General features: G+C 55.2%; 19 protein-coding genes. 14 read left to right on the forward strand and 5 right to left on the reverse strand.

From position 1 onward, the window contains the following. Positions 1–174 precede the first annotated feature (174 nt). Positions 175–843, reverse strand: coding sequence for a peptide-methionine (S)-S-oxide reductase MsrA (gene msrA, locus V8L71_RS18505; RefSeq protein WP_336275082.1), 669 nt, complete (start codon positions 841–843; stop codon positions 175–177). 93 nt (positions 844–936) lie between these two features. Beyond that, positions 937–1,851 carry a LysR family transcriptional regulator gene (locus V8L71_RS18510; RefSeq protein WP_336275083.1) on the reverse strand — a complete coding sequence of 305 codons (915 nt, stop codon included), beginning with the start codon at positions 1,849–1,851 and terminating at the stop codon, positions 937–939. 166 nt (positions 1,852–2,017) lie between these two features. On the opposite strand from V8L71_RS18510, the gene V8L71_RS18515 reads away from it, so the two are divergent. The 10 genes from V8L71_RS18515 (at position 2,018) to V8L71_RS18560 (ending at position 15,018) form a co-directional block, all read left to right on the forward strand. Then, a complete protein-coding gene (locus V8L71_RS18515; RefSeq protein ID WP_336275084.1) occupies positions 2,018–3,529 on the forward strand; it encodes a CoA-acylating methylmalonate-semialdehyde dehydrogenase in 1,512 nt (503 codons plus the stop codon). A 20-nt stretch (positions 3,530–3,549) separates the two neighbouring features. Beyond that, positions 3,550–5,232, forward strand: coding sequence for a GMC family oxidoreductase (locus V8L71_RS18520; protein WP_101147727.1), 1,683 nt, complete (start codon positions 3,550–3,552; stop codon positions 5,230–5,232). Positions 5,233–5,451: 219 nt separating this feature from the next. Next, positions 5,452–5,655, forward strand: coding sequence for a cold-shock protein (locus V8L71_RS18525; protein WP_008958127.1), 204 nt, complete (start codon positions 5,452–5,454; stop codon positions 5,653–5,655). A 289-nt stretch (positions 5,656–5,944) separates the two neighbouring features. Further along, positions 5,945–7,714 carry an SLC13 family permease gene (locus tag V8L71_RS18530; RefSeq protein ID WP_336275085.1) on the forward strand — a complete coding sequence of 590 codons (1,770 nt, stop codon included), beginning with the start codon at positions 5,945–5,947 and terminating at the stop codon, positions 7,712–7,714. A gap of 109 nt (positions 7,715–7,823) precedes the next feature. Further along, complete coding sequence (locus V8L71_RS18535) at positions 7,824–8,489, forward strand: alpha/beta hydrolase (protein ID WP_008958125.1); 666 nt, start codon at positions 7,824–7,826, stop codon at positions 8,487–8,489. 40 nt (positions 8,490–8,529) lie between these two features. Next, positions 8,530–9,210, forward strand: coding sequence for a hydrogenase subunit MbhD domain-containing protein (locus V8L71_RS18540; RefSeq protein ID WP_336275086.1), 681 nt, complete (start codon positions 8,530–8,532; stop codon positions 9,208–9,210). Then, entirely contained in the window at positions 9,207–10,697 is a 1,491-nt protein-coding gene (locus tag V8L71_RS18545; RefSeq protein ID WP_336275087.1) for a complex I subunit 5 family protein, read from the forward strand. The genes V8L71_RS18540 and V8L71_RS18545 overlap by 4 nt, the downstream gene beginning before the upstream one ends. Beyond that, positions 10,694–12,199 carry a complex I subunit 5 family protein gene (locus tag V8L71_RS18550; RefSeq protein WP_335596437.1) on the forward strand — a complete coding sequence of 502 codons (1,506 nt, stop codon included), beginning with the start codon at positions 10,694–10,696 and terminating at the stop codon, positions 12,197–12,199. Before V8L71_RS18545 ends, V8L71_RS18550 begins: the two co-directional genes overlap by 4 nt. Beyond that, positions 12,196–13,968: a proton-conducting transporter transmembrane domain-containing protein gene (locus tag V8L71_RS18555; protein ID WP_336275088.1), complete on the forward strand. Its 1,773-nt coding sequence runs from the start codon at positions 12,196–12,198 to the stop codon at positions 13,966–13,968. Before V8L71_RS18550 ends, V8L71_RS18555 begins: the two co-directional genes overlap by 4 nt. 63 nt (positions 13,969–14,031) lie before the next feature. Continuing rightward, positions 14,032–15,018: a YihY/virulence factor BrkB family protein gene (locus tag V8L71_RS18560; RefSeq protein ID WP_008958120.1), complete on the forward strand. Its 987-nt coding sequence runs from the start codon at positions 14,032–14,034 to the stop codon at positions 15,016–15,018. A 72-nt stretch (positions 15,019–15,090) separates the two neighbouring features. Here V8L71_RS18560 and V8L71_RS18565 read toward each other — a convergent pair whose 3' ends face one another. Then, positions 15,091–16,500 (reverse strand): PhoH family protein, encoded by a 1,410-nt coding sequence (locus V8L71_RS18565; RefSeq protein WP_008958119.1) that lies wholly within the window; start codon positions 16,498–16,500, stop codon positions 15,091–15,093. Between the two features lie 206 nt (positions 16,501–16,706). Continuing rightward, positions 16,707–17,576 carry a LysR family transcriptional regulator gene (locus tag V8L71_RS18570; protein WP_336275089.1) on the reverse strand — a complete coding sequence of 290 codons (870 nt, stop codon included), beginning with the start codon at positions 17,574–17,576 and terminating at the stop codon, positions 16,707–16,709. A 112-nt stretch (positions 17,577–17,688) separates the two neighbouring features. On the opposite strand from V8L71_RS18570, the gene V8L71_RS18575 reads away from it, so the two are divergent. Then, positions 17,689–18,555, forward strand: a complete 867-nt coding sequence (locus V8L71_RS18575) for a cation diffusion facilitator family transporter (protein ID WP_336275090.1) — start codon at positions 17,689–17,691, stop codon at positions 18,553–18,555. Positions 18,556–18,647: 92 nt separating this feature from the next. Here V8L71_RS18575 and V8L71_RS18580 read toward each other — a convergent pair whose 3' ends face one another. After that, a complete protein-coding gene (locus V8L71_RS18580; protein WP_008958114.1) occupies positions 18,648–18,833 on the reverse strand; it encodes a DUF3008 family protein in 186 nt (61 codons plus the stop codon). A gap of 236 nt (positions 18,834–19,069) precedes the next feature. On the opposite strand from V8L71_RS18580, the gene ybaK reads away from it, so the two are divergent. The 3 genes from ybaK to V8L71_RS18595 all read left to right on the forward strand — a co-directional run bounded on the left by ybaK (position 19,070) and on the right by V8L71_RS18595 (position 21,981). After that, entirely contained in the window at positions 19,070–19,537 is a 468-nt protein-coding gene (gene ybaK, locus V8L71_RS18585) for a Cys-tRNA(Pro) deacylase (RefSeq protein ID WP_336275091.1), read from the forward strand. 98 nt (positions 19,538–19,635) lie between these two features. Then, positions 19,636–21,069 carry an ATP-dependent RNA helicase DbpA gene (gene dbpA, locus V8L71_RS18590; protein ID WP_336275103.1) on the forward strand — a complete coding sequence of 478 codons (1,434 nt, stop codon included), beginning with the start codon at positions 19,636–19,638 and terminating at the stop codon, positions 21,067–21,069. A gap of 33 nt (positions 21,070–21,102) precedes the next feature. Next, entirely contained in the window at positions 21,103–21,981 is an 879-nt protein-coding gene (locus V8L71_RS18595) for a PA4780 family RIO1-like protein kinase (RefSeq protein WP_336275092.1), read from the forward strand. Positions 21,982–22,002 lie beyond the last annotated feature (21 nt).

Here is a 22,002-nt window from a genome sequence, read left to right on the forward strand (position 1 = left end):
ATCAAATACCGGTGGCTACCGTTAACAGCCTACAGTTCGTTCGATAAGCTTTGTGAAGCGGTCAAAAACGTATGCAATGGTTACGGCACTAATTACTCTATAACTTATGCATAACCACTTAATAAGCTGCTGCGGTTATTAAAGAAGAAAGTTGCAAAATGCTAAAGAAGTTGTTTATTCAAACGTAGGCCCACCGGCTTCTTCTCCCCACACCTCTTCCAGGCGGCCATCGCGCCCACAGCTGAAGCGATAGAATTTGTAGCGAACGGGGTTCTTTTGATAATAATCCTGGTGGTACTCCTCGGCCGCCCAGAAGGTGGTGGCAGGCACTATTTGGGTGGCGATTTCTCGGTCAAAGCGTTCTTCCATTTCTGCTTTGGATGCTTCGGCTAACTCACGCTGTTCTTCATCGTGATAAAAGATGGCTGAACGGTACTGGTCGCCTACATCGCAAAACTGACGATCTACCGCGAAGGGGTCGATGTTGCGCCAGAAAATTTCCAACAATTGCTCGTAGCTGATCTTCTCTGAGTCATACTCGATCTGCACAACCTCCGCATGACCCGTACCACCCCGGGAGATATCCTCGTAAGTGGGGTTCTCGAGTTCGCCGCCGATATAGCCGGAGATGGTGGCGTTAACACCGGGTTGGTTGTCGTAAGGAGGTTCCATACACCAGAAGCAGCCGCCTGCAAACGTGGCTTCTGCATTGCCCTGAGCTTGAGAGGACGGCGCTTGAGAAGATTGCGCTTGAGTGGCCTGGGCGTAAAGCGAAGTGCTGGCGAGACCAGCGGCAGCCAACACGCTAAGCGTGAATGGACGAAGAAGGGGCAATCGGGTCATTGCAAGCACTCCAGTGGCGGTGGCGAGTTATCGTTTATGTTGAGTCGATTGGTGGCTTAGCGTTCCCTTTCTTTACCACCCTTTTCTGACACCCTAGCCCAAGCGATGTGGCCATATTTCGTCTAGCGTGTTGAGTGCCGCGCTCACGGTCGATTCGGCAGTGCTGTCGTGTCGCCATACAAAGCTTAATGCGCAGGGCAGGCGGATGTTGTCTGCGACGGCCAGGCCACTCTCTTGTCGCTCAGTCATTGCCAGGGCGTCGCGGGCCAAGCTTAAGCCAACGCCTGCGCGGACCAGATCCAACATACAGGCTTCTTGGTCAACCTGGGCCACCCGGTTAGGCACTGCGCCACTTTCTGCAAAGGCCTGCTTTAATAGCCGATGGTGGACGGAATCCTGTGGCGTCACAATCCAGGGTAACGTGGCCAAGTGCTCCCAGCGGGTATCAATGAGTCGGTTTTCCCAGCCAGCCGGGGCAATCACATGATAGTCAAAGTGTGTCAGCTCGCGCCAAGCCAGTACCTCATATCCCTGGTTCAATCCAGGGCCTTCTCCAGGCGGTGCCAGATAAAAGCCGACATCCAGGTCACCCTGTGCAATGCGGTTCAGCACGCTGCCGCTCATACCGTGATGCAGTTCGGTTTCTAATTGAGGGGCGCGTGCCATCAGGCGGCTTAAAAAGGCGCCTAAGCGAAGAAACTCCGGGTCAACGATGGTGCCAATGGAGAGCTTGCCGCGTAGCGTGCTGTGCAGCGTTCCAGCGGTTTGCTCAAATGCCTGAGCGCTGGCCAGGGCTTTTTCAGCGGCGGGGAGCAGGGCATGGCCATCGGATGTCAACGCTAGCCCCTGGGGGCGACGGCTAAACAGCGTGAGACCTAAATTGGCCTGTAACTGCTTCAACTTTAGGCTGATCGCAGGTTGCGTCAAATGTAACTGTTCAGCGGCGCGCGAGACGCTGCCCGTTCTTGCAACGGCCACGAAGGCGCGGAGTGTCGCGTAGTCTTGCATGATGGGCCTCAACGCATGCCAATGATATTAGCAAAGCTTATAACTGGCTTTTAAATAACTCAATTGATCTGTTCCCAGCGCCCAGTAGGCTAGGCTAAACGCAGGCTCTTTTTCGTAAGCATTTAACATATGCTCTTAAAACCACGCTCTTAAAATAGGTACTCCCATGACAACAACAGCGATTCAGCACTTTATTAATGGCCAGGTCACCGCTGGCGAGTCTTCAAACGCTCAGGACGTTTTTAACCCCGCCACAGGTCGCGTGACTGGTCGTGTATCGCTCGCTACATCACAGGATGTGAATACCGCCGTCGAAGCGGCTCAAGCTGCCTTTCCGGCTTGGGCCGATACACCACCGATTCGCCGTGCCCGAGTGATGTTCAAGTTTTTAGAGCTGTTAAATGTTCACAAAGACGAGCTAGCCGAAGCGATTACCAAAGAGCACGGCAAAGTGTTTACCGATGCCCAGGGGGAAGTCGCACGGGGTATTGATATTGTTGAATTCGCGTGCGGAATCCCTCAGTTGCTTAAGGGTGACTATACCGAGCAGGTAAGCACTGGCATCGATAACTGGACGATGCGCCAGCCATTAGGCGTGGTCGCTGGTATAACGCCATTTAATTTCCCGGCCATGGTGCCGATGTGGATGTTCCCACTCGCCATTGCGGCGGGTAATACGTTTATCTTGAAGCCAAGCCCGCTTGACCCAAGCGCCTCACTGTTGATGGCCGATCTGCTAAAGCAGGCGGGTCTGCCCGATGGTGTATTTAACGTGGTGCAGGGCGACAAGGATTCGGTGGAAGCGCTGCTCGACCATCCGCACGTTAAGGCGTTGTCGTTTGTGGGTTCTACGCCGATTGCCAATTTGATCTACGAGCGCGGCGCACGAAATGGCAAGCGTATTCAAGCGCTCGGCGGGGCTAAAAATCACATGGTGGTGATGCCGGATGCCCACCTTGATAAAGCAGTCGATGCGCTGATCGGCGCCGCCTACGGCTCTGCCGGTGAGCGTTGCATGGCGATTAGTGTGGCGGTGTTGGTCGGCGACGTGGCGGATAAAGTCGTCCCGGCACTGGCTGAGCGGGCTAAAGCGCTAAAAGTAAAAGACGGTATGCATCTTGATGCGGAAATGGGCCCCATTGTGACCCGCCAAGCCCACCAGCGGATTACCGGCTATATCGAAAAAGGCGTGGCGGAAGGCGCTGAACTGGTCGTCGATGGCCGCACCTTTGAGGCCTCTGCGGCGGGTGAGAGCTGCGCCGAAGGCTTCTGGATGGGTGGCACGCTGTTCGACAACGTTACCCCCGAGATGACGATCTATAAAGAGGAGATCTTTGGCCCCGTATTGGTCTGTGTGCGAGTGCCGGATATCGCCACCGCGATCCAGTTGATTAACGATCACGAGTTTGGCAACGGCGTCAGTTGCTTCACTGAAAGCGGTACGGTGGCGCGGGAGTTTGGTCGCCGTATTCAGGTTGGCATGGTGGGGATCAATGTGCCTATCCCGGTGCCGATGGCGTGGCACGGCTTTGGCGGCTGGAAGCGCTCCTTGTTTGGCGATACTCATGCCTACGGTGAAGAGGGCGTGCGTTTTTACACCAAGCAGAAATCAATTATGCAGCGCTGGTCGGACTCAATTGATGCCGGTGCTGAGTTCGTCATGCCGACCGCGAAGTAAGCTCAGCGGAGATAACAATAATGGCTCAACAACAATCACAAGCAGCGCCGAATGCGGGTTTAGAGTTTGACTATATCGTGGTGGGAGCAGGCACCGCCGGGTGCCTGCTAGCGAATCGGCTGAGTGCCGACCCCAACCACCGTGTACTGCTGATAGAGGCGGGCGGGCGCGATAATTACCACTGGATTCATATTCCGGTGGGCTACCTCTACTGCATCAATAACCCACGTACCGACTGGCTGTTTCGGACTGAACCCGACAAAGGCCTTAACGGCCGCTCGTTGATCTATCCGCGGGGCAAGACGCTGGGCGGCTGTTCCAGCATCAATGGCATGATTTACATGCGTGGGCAGGCCCGGGATTACGACCACTGGGCTGAGGTGGCGGGCGACGATGCCTGGAGGTGGGAGAACTGCTTACCCGATTTCATCAAGCACGAAGATCACTATCGTCTTGACGGCGGCGGTGATGCCGATGCGAAGCATCGAGATTTCCACGGCCACGGTGGCGAATGGCGGATCGAAAAGCAGCGCCTCAAATGGCAGGTGCTGGATGATTTTGCCGAGGCTGCCGTCCAGGCAGGCATTCCGCGTACCGAGGACTTTAACCGTGGTTCTAACGAAGGCGTGGCCTATTTTGAAGTAAATCAGCGCTCGGGCTGGCGCTGGAATACAGCCAAGGCGTTTTTACGTCCCGCGCTGAAGCGCGACAACTTAACGCTCTGGCACTCCACTCAGGTCAATCGACTGCTATTTGAAAAGCGTGGGGAGGCGCTGCGCTGCGCAGGTGTGGAGGTGGAGCGGAATGGTCAGGTGCAGCGTGCCATGGTGAGCGGCGAGGTGGTGCTGTGCGCAGGCGCTATTGGTACGCCGCATCTACTTCAGCTTTCCGGCATAGGGTCGGGGGGATTGCTAGACGAACATGGCGTTGAGTTAGTGCATGAATTGCCCGGGGTGGGGGAGAACCTGCAGGATCATCTGCAGATTCGCTCGATATATAAAATCACCAATGGCAAAACCCTGAATGCCATTGCAAGCACCCTGTTAGGTAAAGCGGGGATTGGCTTGGAGTACCTGCTTAAGCGCTCTGGGCCTATGAGTATGGCGCCTTCACAGTTAGGGGCATTTACCCGCAGCTCTAAGGAACAAACGTACCCCAATATTCAATACCATGTGCAACCGCTGAGCCTGGAGGCTTTTGGCCAACCACTGCACCCGTACCCGGCGATTACCGCTAGCGTGTGTAACTTGAATCCGACCAGTCGTGGCACGGTGCGGCTAAAAAGCAGCGACCCCCGACAGGCACCGGCTATTTCGCCCAATTACCTGAGCACACCCGAGGATCGAAAGGTGGCCGCGGATTCTCTGCGTGTCACCCGGCGGATCGCCGAACAGACCGCGTTTGCCAAGTACGCTCCAGAAGAAGTGAAGCCCGGTGTTGAGTACCAAACCGATGACGAGCTAACCCGGCTGGCGGGGGATATAGGCACGACGATTTTTCATCCTGTTGGCACTGCCAAAATGGGCCGTGAAGATGACGCCATGGCCGTAGTCGATAGTCGGCTGCGAGTACATGGCATTAGCGGGCTACGTGTGGCTGATGCGAGTATTATGCCGACGATTACCAGTGGCAATACCAACTCACCCACGCTGATGATTGCGGAGAAAGCAGCCGGTTGGCTCCTTGCTGAGCGCGCTCAATGATCGGCCAACATACCGTCACACGAGCCAGCATAGCCGTGATTATAAGTGTGTTGACGCGCACGCGGGTTAGGCGCAAAATGACCCCAGTTGGTTAGCAAGTCGAACGTTGTCAGCAGCATAGAAGCGCCTCAAGCGTTAAATCTGGTGAAAGTTTCTTGTTCTACCCACTGCACTTCGGGTATTTCCCGGATTTAATTAGCTACATCGAGGATTTCGATCATGGCAACTGGCACAGTTAAGTGGTTTAACGACACTAAAGGCTTCGGCTTCATTTCTCCTGACGACAATGGCGACGACTTGTTCGCGCATTTCTCTGAAATTCAGTCTGAAGGTTTCAAATCTCTGCAAGACGGCCAGAAGGTTTCCTTCGACGTCACCCAGGGTAAAAAAGGCCTTCAGGCTTCTAACATCAAAGTTGTTTAAGTTAATTCTTAAATATTGAGATGTTAGCAATCACCGCCTAGCGTTGATTGACCAAAGAACCTCGCCAAGTGCGGGGTTTTTTGTATTTATACGATTGAGTGCAACGATACCTACCTCACACCTCACACCTCACACCTCACACCTCACACCTCACACCTCACACCTCACACCTCACACCTCACACCTTTATATTCCATTTTGATCTTTAAATGTTTCTAAAAATAACTTTTTAGAATATAGAGCTGGCCTCACAATACACCCATGCTTATTTATTAAGGATGTTGTGGTGATGTCGGTTGATGCTTGGATTGCAGTCACGGTTGTACTGACCATTTTTCCGCTAATGGCGTTCTCCCGCCTAGGCCCGGATATTATTCTGCTGGGTGCGGTGATCGTGTTGATGACGCTGGGCGTGATTGACCCGCAGCAGGCGCTGGGGGGCTTTTCCAATAGCGGCTTATTCACCGTTGCCTTTATGTATGTACTGGTGGCAAGCATTCGTGAAACCGGCGGTATCGATCTGATCATTCGCTATGTGCTTGGCCGCCCCCATAAAGAAAGCGGCGCGCTGGTACGCCTCTTGCTGCCCGTAGCAGCACTCAGCGCCTTCGTTAATAACACGCCTGTGGTCGCTACCTATATTCCGGCCGTAATGAGCTGGAGCCGAAGGCTGCGTTTATCTCCCCAGCGGTTGCTGATGCCGCTCAGTTTTGCGTCTATTCTAGGCGGCACGATTACTTTATTTGGTACCAGCACTAACTTAGTAGTGCATGGGCTGTTGCTGGAACGTTACCCTGAACTGGGGATGGGGCTCTTGGATTTAGCCTGGGTAGGTATTCCTGTGGCAGGGGTGGGGCTCGTTTATCTGATCGTATTGGGGCCGCGTTTACTGCCTTCCCGGGAAGGGGTGGCCAATGCGTTTGCCAACCCCCGTGAGTTCACCATTGAAATGGAGGTCGACCCGGCGGGCGTGTTGGTTGATCGCAGCGTTGAGGAAGCCGGGTTGCGCCATTTGCAGGAGCTATTTCTGGTTGAAATAGAGCGCGCAGGCAACGTGGTTAGCGTGGTGGGTCCCGGCGAGCAGCTAAAAGGCGGCGACCGGCTGGTGTTTGCGGGCACCTCCGATGCGGCGGTGGAATTGCAGCAGATTCGTGGCCTGATTCCTTCTCGCGATGAAACCTCCAGTTTGGAAAAAGAGTTCAAGGAGCGCCGCTTGGTTGAGGCGGTGGTTTCTAATCAGTGCCAGTTTATTGGCCAGCGTATTCGCGACGGCCACTTTAGAACCTTGTATGGCGCGGCGGTGTTGGCGATCTGCCGAGGTGGCGAGCGCGTGAAAGGCAACCTGGGCCAAGTGCGGTTACAGCCTGCAGACGTTCTGCTGCTGGAAGCACGACCACCGTTTATTGAGCGTCATCGTCAGTCACGCGACTTCTTATTGATTAGCGAGCTGAATGGTGCCGCCCGGCCGATACACGAAAAAGCGCCACTCGCCTGGGGTCTTTTGTTAGGGGCTGTGTTGCTCGCCGCCCTGGGCGTGCTGAGTATGTTGAACGCCGCGATGTTGGGGGCGGCATTAGCGCTGTTGACGGGATGTTGCTCGGTGGGGGCGGCCAAACGTGGTCTTGATACCCAGGTGTTGTTAACCATTGCCGCTTCCTTTGGCGTGGGAGCCGCGCTGCAAAGCTCCGGCGCCGCTGAGGTCATTGCCGGTAGTTTGCTTACCTTAGTGGCGGGTAACCCTTTGCTACTGCTGATCGGCACTTACTGTGTGGTTGCGCTGCTCACTGAGTTGGTGACCAATAACGCCGCCGCAGTGATTATTTTTCCGGTGGTGATGAGCGCGTCAGAAAGCCTGGGCGTTAGCCCGATGCCTTATGTGGTGGCGGTGATGTTTGCTGCCTCAGCCAGCTTTTTAACGCCCATTGGGTATCAAACCAACCTGATGGTATATGGCCCCGGGGGCTATCGGGTGAGCGATTTTCTGCGCTTGGGGAGTGGATTGAATATACTGACCGGGGCGATAGCGCTACTCTTGATCCCTTTGGTGTGGCCCTTTTAAGCGATGTACGTCCTTTTTAAGAGACGATGGTCATTTAAAGCGCTGGCCTGCTCGCTGTTAACGCAGGTTTGCGCTAGGGTGACGCCTTTTGGATAAGGAATACGATGTTATGACTGCTCCTGGCGAACTGATTATTGAACCGAAAGATGGTCAACCCGCCGATGCGTGTGTGTTTATTATTCACGGCTTAGGTGCGGATGGGCATGATTTTGAGCCGCTGGTACCCGCATTAGCGTTACCTAAAGATTCACATGTGCGCTTTATTATGCCCCATGCGCCACGCCTGCCGGTGACCATCAATGGCGGTATGGTCATGCCCGCTTGGTACGATATTCTTGCCATGGATTTGGGGCGCCGGGTAGATGAGAGCCAGCTTAAGAAATCCGCTGAACGCATCCAGGCGCTGATCCAAGAGCAGATCGACCAGGGTATCAACAGCCAGCGCATTATTGTGGCGGGCTTTTCACAAGGGGGCGCTGTTGCCTATCACGCAGCGCTTACTTTCCCCGCGCCGCTGGGCGGGCTGTTGGCGATGTCGACCTACTTTGCGACGGCCGACAATATTGAGCTAGCGGAAGCCAATCGCCAGATCCCGATCGAAGTTCAGCACGGGAATTTTGATCCGATTGTACCCGAGAGCCTGGGCCGCAGCGGTGCCGATCGCTTAAAAGCGATGGGCTATGCGGTCAATTATCGCCAATACCCCATGGCGCATGCACTCTGCCCGCAGCAGGTTAACGATATTGGAAAGTGGCTAAGTACTCGCCTAAGCTGAGCGCTTATTCGTGACCGATGCAAGGATGTAGCGAAAACGAATGATAGCTTCCTTTGATGCAATAGAAGTGCTGCTGGCGCTGTGCTTAACGGGGTCGGCATTTGTGTGCCTGTTTGATCGCCATCTGATTCGCGCCTGCTGTTTCTTTGTCGTGTTTGCAATCTCGATGGTGCTGGCTTGGTGGCAACTTGGCGCGCCCTGGCTGGCAGCGGCAGAGCTGTTGCTGGGTGTATTGCTGACCAGTCCGTGCTTTTTTTATGCGCTGGGCCATCTTTCCCCAGGCGCTTCAGCGCCTCTTAAGCGTGATCAATTTAGCGAGCCTTGGTCTCGAGTGGCCATGCGCGTGGCGTTGGCGCTGGCCTGGTTTGTCATGGTGGGTGCGGCTATTCGTTATGTTATCGCCGACATGGTGTATTCACCTGCCGAGCATCCACTGTTGCTGGCCGGGGTGCTCATTGCCGCTACTGCCTTGGCTGCGTTTGCTCTACACCGCCATCTATTCAGGCGCCTGTTGGCATTTAACCTGCTTGGTTCGGGTGTATTTATACTGTTGTCTGGTGTGGCAGGCAGCTCAGCAGCTGCCCAAGCGTTAATAAGTGTGGGGCTGCTGGTTGCCTGGTTGGGTTCGATGCTCGGGGCCTTACTCATCCGACAGTTAATGCACCTAGAGGGAGTCGAGGCGCTAGGTCGTGACGGCGAGCCCAAAGAGAGTACGACATGAGTTGGCGCTTTGGTCTTTTCGATAGCACGTTTGCGCCGCTTGCCACTACCCACTGGGCGCTATTGGTAGCCCTTGTTTTTCCGCTACTGCTGGGAGTGCTGGGGGCTTTATTTCCACCCAAGCGTGCCTTTCCCGTAGCGCTGGCTAGCCTGCCCGTATTGGCGTCTGGGGTGATGCTGCTATCTGCCTTTGACCAGTCGGGATTGCTGAGTTGGCAGTGGGAAATCGCCGGTCTTATCCTGTCGCTGCGCTTAAACGGGTTGAGCGTACTGTTACTGCTGACCACTCAGTGTATCGGCGTTGCCGCAGCGCTCTACACGCCTGGCTATTTGCGTCTAAGCGAAACCGGGCCGCTGGCACGTTGGCTGTGGCCATTAATGGGCGTGGTGCTGAGCGCGCTGTCATTAATTTGGTTGGCCACCGACTTACTCACTCTTTATATCGCGTTAGAACTAATGGGCCTGGCCGCGGTAGGCATGTTAATGCTATCTGGAAAGGCGCCAGCGTTGCTGGCGGGAATGCGCTATTTGTTATTGGCGTTAGTTGGGTCGCTCACGTATCTATTAGGGGTGGCACTGATTCTGGGCCAATGGGGCCGTTTGGATTTGCAGGGCTTGGCCGAGGTGATAGAGCCAGGCCCGGTGGCTTGGTTCGCCGCGGCGCTAATAGGCGCTGGGCTCGCCTTGAAAGCCGCGCTGTTTCCGCTGCACGCTTGGCTTACCCCTGTGCACGAAAACGCCTGGACACCGGTGAGTGCGCTGCATGCCGGGTTGGTCATCAAGGCTTCTCTGTTCATGCTGCTACAGCTATGGAGCATTCTTCTTCCAGATACGTTCTATGCCCCGCGCATCATTGCCTGGTTAGGCTTGCTGGCGATTGTATGGGGTGGGCTCCTGGCGTGGCGTACCGACTCGCTTAAAACCTTGGTTGCTTCGTCTACGGTCGCGCAATTGGGCTATCTAATGGTGGCTTTTCCGCTGTTACTGGGGCCGGATATTGCTCCGTTACCGCGTGCCTTGGCTTGGGAAGGTTTTTGGCTGCAACTGGTGGGGCACGCCTTTGCCAAAGCGGCCATGTTTATGGCGGCTGGCAATCTGATATTGGCCACTGGGGAGCACACCCTTAAAGGATTGGCAGGCACCAGCCGCCGTTTGCCACTTTCGTTACTCGTGTTTGGCATTGCTTCGATTACCTTGATGGGCCTACCGCCCAGTTCTGGCTTCACCGCTAAATGGATGTTGCTTGAGGCGATGATTATCACCCAGCAGTGGTGGGCGGTGGCGGCACTATTAACCGGTACGCTGCTGACGGCGGCTTATGTATTTCGCATGTTTCGCTACTCTTTTGATGAGACGGCGCCGCGCCATCGTTATCAACCCCTCGCGCCAGGCATGGATTTAATTGCCATGTTGCTCGCCTTAACGGCTTTCGCACTTGGGCTATTGGCTCATTTCCCGCTGGAATTGATGCACGGAGGCAGCCCATGAACGCCGCATGGTTACCGTTAACCGCTTTGGCCACCTCCTTGCTGGTGGCCGTGACTATTTTCGCCCTGCCGGAAGAGGCCCGGCGGCTACGCACGACAATTAACATTGGCGCGGCGGTGGTGAAGATTATTCTGGTCACTCTGATGGTCAGGCGAGTGGCCGCCGGTCATGAAGACATTTTTAGTTTCCAGGTGATAGGCGGCCTTGATTTTGTGCTGCGCATTGATGCCTTGGGCGTGATGTTTGCAGGGTTATCATCACTACTGTGGCTATGCACCACGATTTACGCCATTGGCTACTTGGAAGGCTCTGCCAATCGAAAGCGCTTCTTTGGCTTTTTTAGTCTTTGCGTGGCGAGCACTATCGGCATTGCGCTGGCTGATAATCTATTTACCTTTTTGATTTTCTACGAAATGTTGACGCTATCCACTTATCCCCTGGTGGTTCACCGGGGGACGGAGCAAGCACTCAATGCGGGACGGGTCTATTTGCGCTACACGCTAAGCGCAGGTGTGGTATTGCTGCTGGGCGCGGTGCTGCTGAATAACTTAACGGGTGATCAATCGTTCTCTTCTGAAGAGGGCTTGGGCGACTACTTAAACGATCATCGTGGCCTGCTAACGTTAATATTTATCCTGCTAGTCAGTGGGCTGGCGGTCAAGGCTGCCATGGTGCCGCTGCATGGCTGGCTGCCTAGGGCGATGGTGGCACCCGCCCCGGTCAGTGCGCTGCTGCACGCGGTCGCGGTGGTGAAGGCTGGTGCCTTCGGGATTCTACGGGTCGTTTACGATCTGTATGGGATTGAGCTTAGCGTGGAGCTGGGCGTTATTACCGGGCTAGCGGTGGCGGCGTCTATTACGATTATTTATGGCTCGCTCAGGGCCATTGCCCAACAGGAGCTGAAGCCACTCCTGGCATTTTCTACGGTCAGCCAAGTCTCCTACGTCATTCTGGGAATAGGCATATTCGGCCCTTTTGGTACGGTCGGGGCGTTGGCACACTTGCTTCACCAAGGTTTAATGAAGGTTACGTTATTCTTCTGTGCGGGCAACTACGCCGAAGAGCTGGGCATTCATCGCATCGATGAAATGGACGGTGCCGGTAAACGCATGCCGTTGACCAGCATTGCGTTTACCATCGGCGCGTTAGGCATGATCGGACTTCCACCCGTCGCTGGATTTATTACCAAATGGTATCTCGGCGTTGGTGCGATACAGGCTGAAATGTATTGGGTGGTCGCTGTGTTGGTGGCTAGCAGCACACTCAATGCCATGTACTTTTTGCCGATTTTGCATCGTCTTTGGTTTCGCCCAGGGCCTTCCCACGGCAAAGGCAGTTGGCCTCATGAGCAGCGCTTAGGGCGTTTAGAAACCCATGGCTGGCTGCTGTGGCCCATGGTGTTCACTGCGCTGATAAGCCTTGGGGCCGGACTGTTTGCAGGGCTCCCGTATAGTCCCTTGGATTGGGCAGCCCGGGTAGCAAACGGGGAGTACCTGCCATGATAACGCTACTGCTTACGCTGGCACTGCTGTGGCCTTTTGGCGTTATGGGTCATGCGGTGTGGCTTGCCTACCGCACGCCTGAGGCACAGCGTGACTACTTTTCAGTGCTGTGGCTAAGCGCCGCTTGGCCAGCGCTGTTATTAGCTTACGTTGGGGAAGCGCAGTGGACAATGGATGCCTGGATGCTAGGCGGGGAGTGGGAATTAAACTCGCTGAGCCGCCCATGGCTAGCATTCACCGCACTGCTCTGGAGTTTGGCAGCGGTACACGCGAGGGGATATTTTGCAGCGGAGCAGGCGCAAGCACAGCGAGGAGATCAAGATGCACAGCGACGCCTGCTGCGGCTGGCGCTGCTATGGCCGTTAACATCACTGGGTAATGTGCTGCTCATCATTGCCCAGGATATCGCCAGTTTCTATTTAGGCTTTGCAGTGATGACTTTTGCCGCCTACGCCCTGGTAGTGCACACCGGAACGCAAGAGGCACGCTTAGGCGCCAAGGCATACTTGATATTAGCGGTGCTGGGCGAAGGGCTAATTTTAGGCGGTTTCTTATGGTCGGCGGGAGCCGCCGACACGCTGATGCTGCAGGGGGTGCGCGAAAGCATTGTCAGCGCCGAGCACGGCGTGTGGATGGCTGCTTTGCTGTGCCTTGGCTTTGGTGTCAAAGCGGGTGTGATTGGCTTGCACGTATGGCTGCCATTGGCGCATCCGGCGGCGCCAGCACCTGCCAGCGCAGTACTGAGTGGAGTGATGATTAAGGCGGGCTTACTGGGGTGGATCAGTGTGCTGCCGCTAGGCCACGCTCAGGTTTCAGGCGCTTTAGCCCAGTTTGGTCATTGGATGTTAGTGGCAGGGCTTGCAGCCGCCTTTGCAGCTGCTGTGTATGGGGTTTTTCAGCGCCATCCAAAAGCCGTATTGGCCTACTCCAGTATCAGCCAGATGGGCATGATGACCGCATTGGTGGCCATGGGATTGGTAGCGCCAGATGTATGGCCGCTGCTTTGGCCAGGGTTAGTACTGTTTGCCGCTCATCATGCGCTTGCCAAAGGCTCGCTGTTTATGGGCACCAGCATCAGCGAACATCTCCCACGCTGGCCGCAGCCGCTGGTATGGGCCTTGCTGGCATTGCCGGGTATCTCGCTGGCGGGCTCTATCGGCGCGGGCATGGTCAGTAAATGGGGAGTGAAAGCCCCGCTCTATGAAATGCATCATGAATCGTTGATCAAGCTGCTCAGTTGGGCTGCTGTTGGTACGGCAGCACTGGTGAGCGCTGCGCTTTGGCGACAGTGGCAGCAGCGCCATCAAGGGGGCAGTAACCGAGAGCAGTGGGGCGCCTGGTTAGTGGCCGTCATCGCCGCGCTGTTGACGCCGCTTTGGCTTCCCCTGCCTGCTGGCAGCATCGAGATGCCGCCGCTGAAAGAGTGGCTGGGAATTATGTGGCCATTTCCGGTAGGGGTACTGTTCGCCGCGGTGGGGTGGTTACTAACGCGTCCGTTGACGGGTAAAACGCTTCCCGCGGGCGATCTATGGGGGTTCTATGCTTTTGTAGTTGGCGCGGTACTGGTGCCTATCCGAGCTTTCGGTCACTGCTGCGGCCGGCTGAAATCGGTAAGCGTGGTGACCGCTCAAAAAGCGGAAGAGACGTTGATGGGCCATCTAACTCGGCTATTGTCGGGGGAGTCCTGGTTGCGTCACCATACTAGCGGTTTAATGATGATGCTTGCCGTACTGCTTGCGGCGCTACTGATGTGGGAAGGCCAGCGATGATACGTCTGTTAGAAAAAAGGTTGCCTGGAACGTACTCAAACAGGCGCTTATTAGGAGCACTCTGTGGGTAAACTTGCGCGCGGCCGCCGCGCGCTTGTGCCTGGCGATATACCGCAGCGTGGCTGGCACGATATTGCTTGGCGTGTGGTGCGCGCCGCGCGCCGTAATCGTATTACCATGCTGGCCGCTGGGGTGGCTTTCTATGCCTTATTGGCGCTGTTTCCGACCATCGCGGCGGTGATCTCACTCTGGGGATTGCTATTTGACCCCTACGAGGCAGGCCAACAGCTCTATGAGATCAGCCGCTTTATGCCGCCGGATGCTGCCGAGCTCATTGATCAACAGGCGCAGCAGGTGGTGGAGAGCGCGGAGTCAGGTAACTTTCTGGGTGCCCTGGTGGGGCTGTTGATTGCGATGTTTATTGCCTCCAAGGGGGTCGGGGTATTGGTGATCGGGCTTAACGTGGTGTATGGCGAAACTGAAAAGCGCAGCCTTTTGCACCGTAGCACCGTACTGGTATCGCTGACCTTTGGCCTGATTATTATGACCCTGATTTCACTGGGTTTTATTGCGATTGTGCCCGCTGTGGTCAATAGTCTGGCGATCGACCCGCCGTTAAACAAAATTTTGCAGTGGCTGCGTTGGCCTGCGCTACTGGTGATTATGAGTTTTCTTATTGCGCTGCTGTACCGCTACGCGCCCTATCGACGGTCCGCGCAGTGGAGCTGGCTGAGTTATGGCACGCTGCTGGCGACGGTGATGTGGCTGTTAGGCTCCGGCGGTCTTTCGCTCTATGTGCGCTATTTCTCTACCTTTAGCGAGCTTTATGGGTCGTTAGGGGCGGTAGTGGCGCTAATGCTATGGTTTTGGCTTTCCGCCTTTGTGGTGCTGTTCGGTGCGGAAGTGAACTGCGAAATGGAGCGTCAAACTTACAACGACACCACGATTGGCGAGGCGCGCCCGCTAGGCGAGCGCGAGGCATTTGCCGCGGATACTATTGGTACTCCTCGGCCGTGGAAGGACGTAGATAGAGACGCCGATAGTGAGTAAGTCAACGTAATCATAAGGCTTTTTGATGGCACCTTGCCTCCCGCCCCATACCAGCGGCGGGAGGCAGTTGGGTTAAAGCAGCTCTTCTGCCGCCAGTGCCAAGCGTGAGCGCTCAACGCTTTTCAGTGTGATGTGCCCTGCGTGGGGCCAATCGCGGAAGCGTTCCACCACCGCCGCCATGCCGCAGGTGTTAGCCGTCAGATACGGCGTATCGATTTGCCCGACGTTGCCCAAGCAGACAATTTTAGTATTGCGCCCCGCCCGGGTAACTAGCGATTTGAGCTGTTTGGGGGTGAAGTTTTGTGCCTCGTCAATGATTAAGAAAGTGTCGTTTAAGGTGCGGCCGCGCATAAAGCTCGGTGAGCGTATTTGAACACGCGATCCAATTAACTGCCGTGTGGCGCCGTTGTCCCAGCTTGATTCTCCCTCCTCATTGCGTAACAGGTTGTCCATATTGTCGTGGAAGGCCCCCATCCACGGCGACATCTTCTCCTCCTCTGTACCGGGCAGAAAGCCAATATCTTCACCCATCGGGATCGGCGCGCGGGTAAACACAATACGCTCAAACAGCTTGGCATCCAGTGTCTGTTGAAAGGCGGCGGCCAGGGTCATGAAGGTTTTGCCGGTACCGGCATTACCTGCAATGGTCACCAGATCAATATCGGGGTCCATCAGGAGGTTTAAGGTGAAATTTTGCCGGCTGTCGTGGGCATGCACACCCCAGACGCCCGCGTGATGGCGGTAATTAGTTAGCAGTTGCAGACGAGCCGAGGAAGGCCCCAGTTCACGAATGATCGCCTCAAATTCGGCGCCGTTTTCGCTATCCGAGACCAGCATGCCAACGTGCCACTGGCGGGGCATGTTGCCAGTGAGCTGATAGAACGTGTGATGGCCAACACGCTCAACGGTCACGTCAACATTCAGCGTTTCCCAGAGTGACGCGCCATCATGGCCCGCTGAAGCGTAGACCTGGGCACCCTCGATCATGGCGTCGCTGTCGGAGAAAGCACGGTCGTTAAGGTAATCCTCGACCGGCACCTTCAATGCGGCGGCTTTAACACGAAGATTAATGTCTTTGGTGATTAGGATGACGGAGGCGTCAGGGCGCTCTTCGCGTAGGCGGCAGGTCTCCGCCAGTATGCGGTTGTCAGGGCTATCATCGAGTGAGTCAAAGAGCTTTAAGTCGTTATAGCATAAGAAGTGCAGGCGTCCTGTTTCGCCGCTGATTCGAGGAATGGGAATGCCGCGTTGAATCTCGTCAAAAGTGACTTGGCTAGTAAGGTCAGAGAGCGTACGGCTGATTTGGCGAGCCGTGCGAGCGATTTCACGAACACCGTTTTTGTGCTTATCAAGTTCCTCCAGCACTGTCATGGGGATAACAACATCGTGCTCATCAAAGTGATAAAGCGCGGTGGGGTCATGAATGAGGACATTGGTGTCCAACACATATAGCCGAGTGGCTTTCTTATCGAGTCGTACCATCGTTGGAAGTACTCCTTGGTTGACGGCAACTTCGACACTGGCAGGTGCGTATTACGCCTGGATGACACTTGCCTGTGTCCCTCACGTGGCGTGTCCTGGCGTCTCCTTATTTAGCGCTTTTTAATAGCGTGGAAGGCTTTAGCGTTTTTTTCCACTTAAAAGATTTCAACGATATGTCAGTCAATTTCTTCTAATCGTTTGGGAGGTTAGTTCTGGGTGGCTAAAAAATGCGCCACCTTGTTTAACAAGGCAGTTGCAACCACGCCGCGATTATCGCTCTCCACATAGCGGTAGTAGTGGCTATCTAGCGCGAGGTCATGATTTAGCGTGCCCAGGGTGCCAGCCTCCAGCGCGCCTTTTACCAGTGGGTAAGGCAGCAGCGCCCAACCAGTCGCGTTAATAACGGCATCGCGAATTACTTCAAACATGGTCAGCCCCAGGTAATTGCCTGAAAACAGCGCTTCGCTGATCAACTTGTCATCCTGCACGTGGGTCAAACACACTTGGGTGTACTGGGCTAAGTCGTCGCGGTTTACGCTAGGCAAGCGACTGAGCGGGTGTTTAGGCGCGGCCACTAAACGCATACTGACGGGAGCAAGATTGGCTGCGTTGGCGTCAATGCCTTCAGCGGTATACAGGCCGAAGGCAATATCCACCGTTTGGCGCTGCACAAACTGGGTATGCTCCTGGGGAGGCACCAAATACACCGAAATCGCGGTGAGCGGGAATTGCTGTTTTAAGTCATGCATCACCTGGCGCCAAAACACTTCAGGCAAAGCGTCATCGCGGGCAATGCAGAGTTGGCTTTCAACGCCCTGCAAATGTTGGTGGCAGTGCTTTTTGATCCGGCTGGCGCTGGTCAGTAACCGGTAGCAGTCGGGCAGCACACTATCGCCCACGGCGGTCAGCGTAAGGCTATTGCCAGAGCGCTCAAATAACGCCACACCCAGGCTGTCCTCTAACGCATTAACCGCAGCACTTAGGGTGCTCCGCTTGAGGCCAGTATGCCGCGCTGCGGCGGCGAAAGAGCCATGTTCGGTGACATCGATAAAGGCCTGTACTTGTTCTGAGCGCATAGCTGCCTCTTTCGCTTTGAGTGCCAGTAAACTTGGCACTCAGCGATTCGTGATTGTCATGATGCTTCACTATTATGGCGCACAATTGTCCAAATGTGATGGAGTTATCCGCGTGACCCCCTTTGTTGCCGAGCGCCGTGCGCTAAAATTCTCAGCCATTTCAGCTAGCCTGTTTGCTTTTACCGGGTTAGCGCTAGGGCTTACCAGTGGTTCAATAACAATCCTGTTTGATAGCGGCTATTCGCTCTTAAGCTTGGTGTTGGCATCGCTGTCGCTCTATGCCCTCAAGCAGGCGCGCAAACCGGCGGATGATCACTACCCCTTTGGGCGGCTGACGGTGGAGCCGCTTGCGGTGCTGCTCAAAGGCGTAGTGATCGCTATGGTGTGTATTGTGTCGCTGGTGTCCGCTATGTGGAGCCTGCTTGAGGGTGGCCGTTTGGTGACGCTGGATTTGGCGCTGATGTTTGGCGTGGCCAACGTAACAGGCTGTTTATTAACCTGGTGGTGGCTGGCGCGCTACGCTCGGGTTGCGCGCTCCTCGCTGTTAGCCGCCGAGTTACGTCAGTGGCAGATGGATACCTGGCTGAGTGCTGCCGTGATGTTGGGGTTTGGGCTTACTTGGGTGTTGACCCAATCGCCCTGGGCCAGCTATGCGCGCTTTGCCGACCCGGTGATGGTGCTGATCATTGCAGGCTATTTCTTGCCTATGCCTATTCGCATGGTGAAGGGGGCATTACGTGAGCTTATGTTTGGTGGCTCATGCAGCAGCGTGCGCGAAAACGTAGTGGAAGATGTCGCTGATTTTGCTGTCACCGCCGACGATGTGAGGCTTGCCCAGGTAGGCAGTTTTCTCATGGTGGATATTCAGCTCGACAAGCAGCAGTTCAACGACGCCCAAGAGATTGTTGATAGTGTCGAGCAGCGTTGTAAGCGGCTGAATCTGCGCCCAGTCACCAGTCTGACGCTGGTCGCTGGCTAAGGTGTACGAAAAAGATTGACGTTCTGTTTAAGGCAGTGCTAAAAAACGCCAGCTTAACGAAGCTGGCGTTTTGTTGATCAGCAAGCGGTTGATTAATCGTCTTTCTTTTGCGGCTTACCTTCACGCTTTGTACTCGCGAACTCTTCTAGTTCCTCCTCGCTCATCGAGTCATACATCTCTTTAGACGAACCATAAAGCTCACTGGGCTTGGTTTCTCCGCGCTTAGCGGAAAGTGCGGCGCCCGCCGCTTTCTGCTGTGCTTTAGAGGTTGCTGGCATTGCTGGACTCCTTTCGGTTAGCTTCCTTTTATCGACTGCACTATTGAGCACTGAACTATTAAACACTTCATTGTTGAGCATAGTAGCTGGGGCGCAGCTTTCCAGAAGCATCAATCAGACCTTCCAACTGTTCTAATCGGTTGACTTTCTTTTACCTGTCGCGCTATTAACCTAAAGGGCGAAATGCGCCTGACAGTAAAATCCTTAGCATCAACGCTGTTAACCAAGAGAGCGACATGACACCGGCTATTAATAGCGCAAAACACGCAGGCTTTGCCTTTCAGCTTCATGAGTATGAGCACGATGCCTCCGCGCACTCCTATGGGTTGGAAGCGGCGGAAAAGCTGGGCGTAGCGGTTGAGCAGGTATTTAAAACGTTAGTTGTGAAGCTGGACGGTAAGCAGCTGGCAGTTGGTATTGTGCCGGTGAATTGCCAGTTAGGCTTGAAGCAGATCGCCAAGGCTGCTGGGGCGAAGAAAGCAACGATGGCGCAACCCGACGAGGTAGAACGCACTACCGGTTATGTATTGGGAGGCGTGAGCCCGCTGGGGCAAAAGAGGCGGCTGGCGACGTTTATCGATAACTCCGCAGAAAGCTTTCCCAACATTTATGTCAGTGCCGGGCGCCGAGGGCTCGAGATTGAGCTCTCGCCACGGGATCTCGCCACCTTGAGCCAGGCCACTTTTGTACCGTTGGCAACGTAATGTCGATGTGATGGCGGCGCAGGCCGAAGCACTTTCTGGTATGGTGCCGTTATGTTTGTGCGTCACTTGCCCTCCAGGGGGCGCACGCTGTGTTTCCGATGGCCGCCCACGTGTGGCCCAAGCAAGGTAATATCGTGTCTGACTCCTCTTTCTCCTCGTTAGCGTTGCCACAAGCTTTGCTGAGCAACCTTGCGTCCCTTGGCTACCATGAAATGTCGCCAGTGCAAGCTGAAAGCCTGCCGCCTATGTTGGCCGGACGCGATGTGCTGGCGCAGGCGAAAACCGGCTCAGGTAAAACGGCGGCCTTTGGCTTAGCGCTGCTGGCTAAATTGAAAGTAGAGAGCTTTGCGGTGCAAGGCTTAGTACTGTGCCCCACTCGTGAGCTCGCTGACCAGGTGGCAGAAGAGCTGCGCCGTTTGGCTCGTGGCATGGCGAATATAAAGATACTCACCCTTTGCGGGGGAGCACCGTTTGGGCCCCAGCTCGGCTCTTTAGAGCATGGTGCGCACATTGTTGTGGGTACACCTGGGCGTATTGACGAGCATCTGCGCAAAGGGTCGCTGACCCTCGATTCGCTCTCGATACTGGTGCTGGATGAAGCCGACCGCATGCTGGATATGGGGTTTCAGGCCACCATTGATGACATCATTGCTGACACCCCGACTGACCGCCAAACGCTACTGTTCAGCGCGACGTTCCCCGATGAGCAGTCATCGGGCGGCCTAACGGTGATGACCCGCGGCGTAATGCGTGAGCCTGTGATGGTTAAAATCGCCGAAGTGCACGATGCCACGACGATTCAGCAGCACTTTTATAGCGTCGCCGATGAAGACGCTCGATTTGACGCCCTGCGTCAACTACTGCTGGTCTACCGGCCTGCCACCAGTGTGGTGTTTTGCAACACCAAACGCGAAACCCAGGCAGTGGCTGAGCAGCTAACGGATGTCGGGTTTAGCGCTGTGGCGCTGAATGGCGATTTAGAGCAGAAAGATCGCGACCGTATATTGATTCTGTTTGCTAACCAGAGTGCTTCTATTCTGGTGGCCACCGATGTGGCCGCCCGCGGCTTGGATATTGCCCAATTGGACGCCGTGTTCAATTACCAGATTGCCCGCGAGCTAGATGTTCACGTTCACCGGGTAGGGCGCACAGGGCGTGCCGGGGCTAGCGGTATTGCCTGTACGCTAGTGACCCCTAAAGAGAGTTACCGGCTGGAGAGGCTAGAAGGCTTGCTGGAGCAACCTATTGCCTCCGAACCTTTGCCTAAACCCCAGCACTCAGTGCCGTTTGAGCCGCTAATGGCGACGTTACAATTAGCCGGTGGTAAGAAAGATAAACTGCGCCCCGGTGACATTCTTGGCGCGCTGACCAGCGAAGGCGGGTTGCGTGGTAACCAAGTGGGCAAGATTAAAGTGCTGGCGCGCAGTGCCTATGTGGCCGTTGAGCGCGATGTAGTTCAGCAGGCCCAGGCCAAACTCGAGCGTGATAAATTAAAAGGGCGGGCTTTCCGTGTTCGCCGTATCCGTTATTGAACGCGTACCAAAGAGGAGCCGACGCAGCTAACCATGAAAATCCCTAAGCGATTACAGCCGCTGGTCGATGATGGAATGATCGACGAGGTGCTGGTGCAGTTAATGAGCGGTAAAGAGGCGCAGGTCTACGTGGTGCGCTGCGGTGAAGAAGTGCGCTGTGCCAAAGTATTTAAAGAGGCCAAACAGCGCAGCTTTAAACAGGCTGTTCAGTACCAAGAAGGGCGTAAAGAGCGCAACAGCCGCCGTTCACGGGCAATGGCCAAAAAAACCCGTTACGGCCAAAAAGAGCAGGAGCAGGCGTGGCTCAACGCCGAAGTCGATGCGCTTTATCGTCTTGCCTCTGCGGGTGTACGGGTGCCCGAACCTCACGGCTTTGTCGACGGTGTACTGCTGATGGAGATGATCAGCGATGCCGAGGGGAATGTGGCACCGCGCTTGGACGAAGTCACGCTAACGCCAGAACAGGCTGAGACCTACTACGCCAAAGTCATTCAAGACGTGGTTAGGATGCTGTGCGCAGGTTTGATTCACGGCGATCTGTCGGAATTTAATGTGCTGGTCGATGCCTCGGGCCCGGTGATTATTGATCTGCCTCAGGCCGTTGACGCCGCCGGTAATAACAGCGCGGCCGCCATGCTTTATCGCGATGTGGATAACATGCGAGATTATTTCGGTAAGTACGCGCCAGCGCTTCTGAATACCGAATATGGCAGAGAGATGTGGGCGCTGTATGAAACCGGCGAACTACATCCGGATAGCAAGCTCACCGGCCACTTCGATGCCGACACCCATATTGCTAACGTCGATGAGCTGATGGAAGTCATCGACGATGCCAAAGAGGAAGAGGCCGACCGCCAGGCGCGGATGCGTGACGATGATGACGATGAAGGTGAAATTCCGCAGCCTTATTAACGTTTCAGCTTATGTTGTAGC

This window comes from Vreelandella indica (assembly GCF_037070225.1).
Classification (GTDB): Bacteria; Pseudomonadota; Gammaproteobacteria; order Pseudomonadales; family Halomonadaceae; genus Vreelandella; species Vreelandella arctica.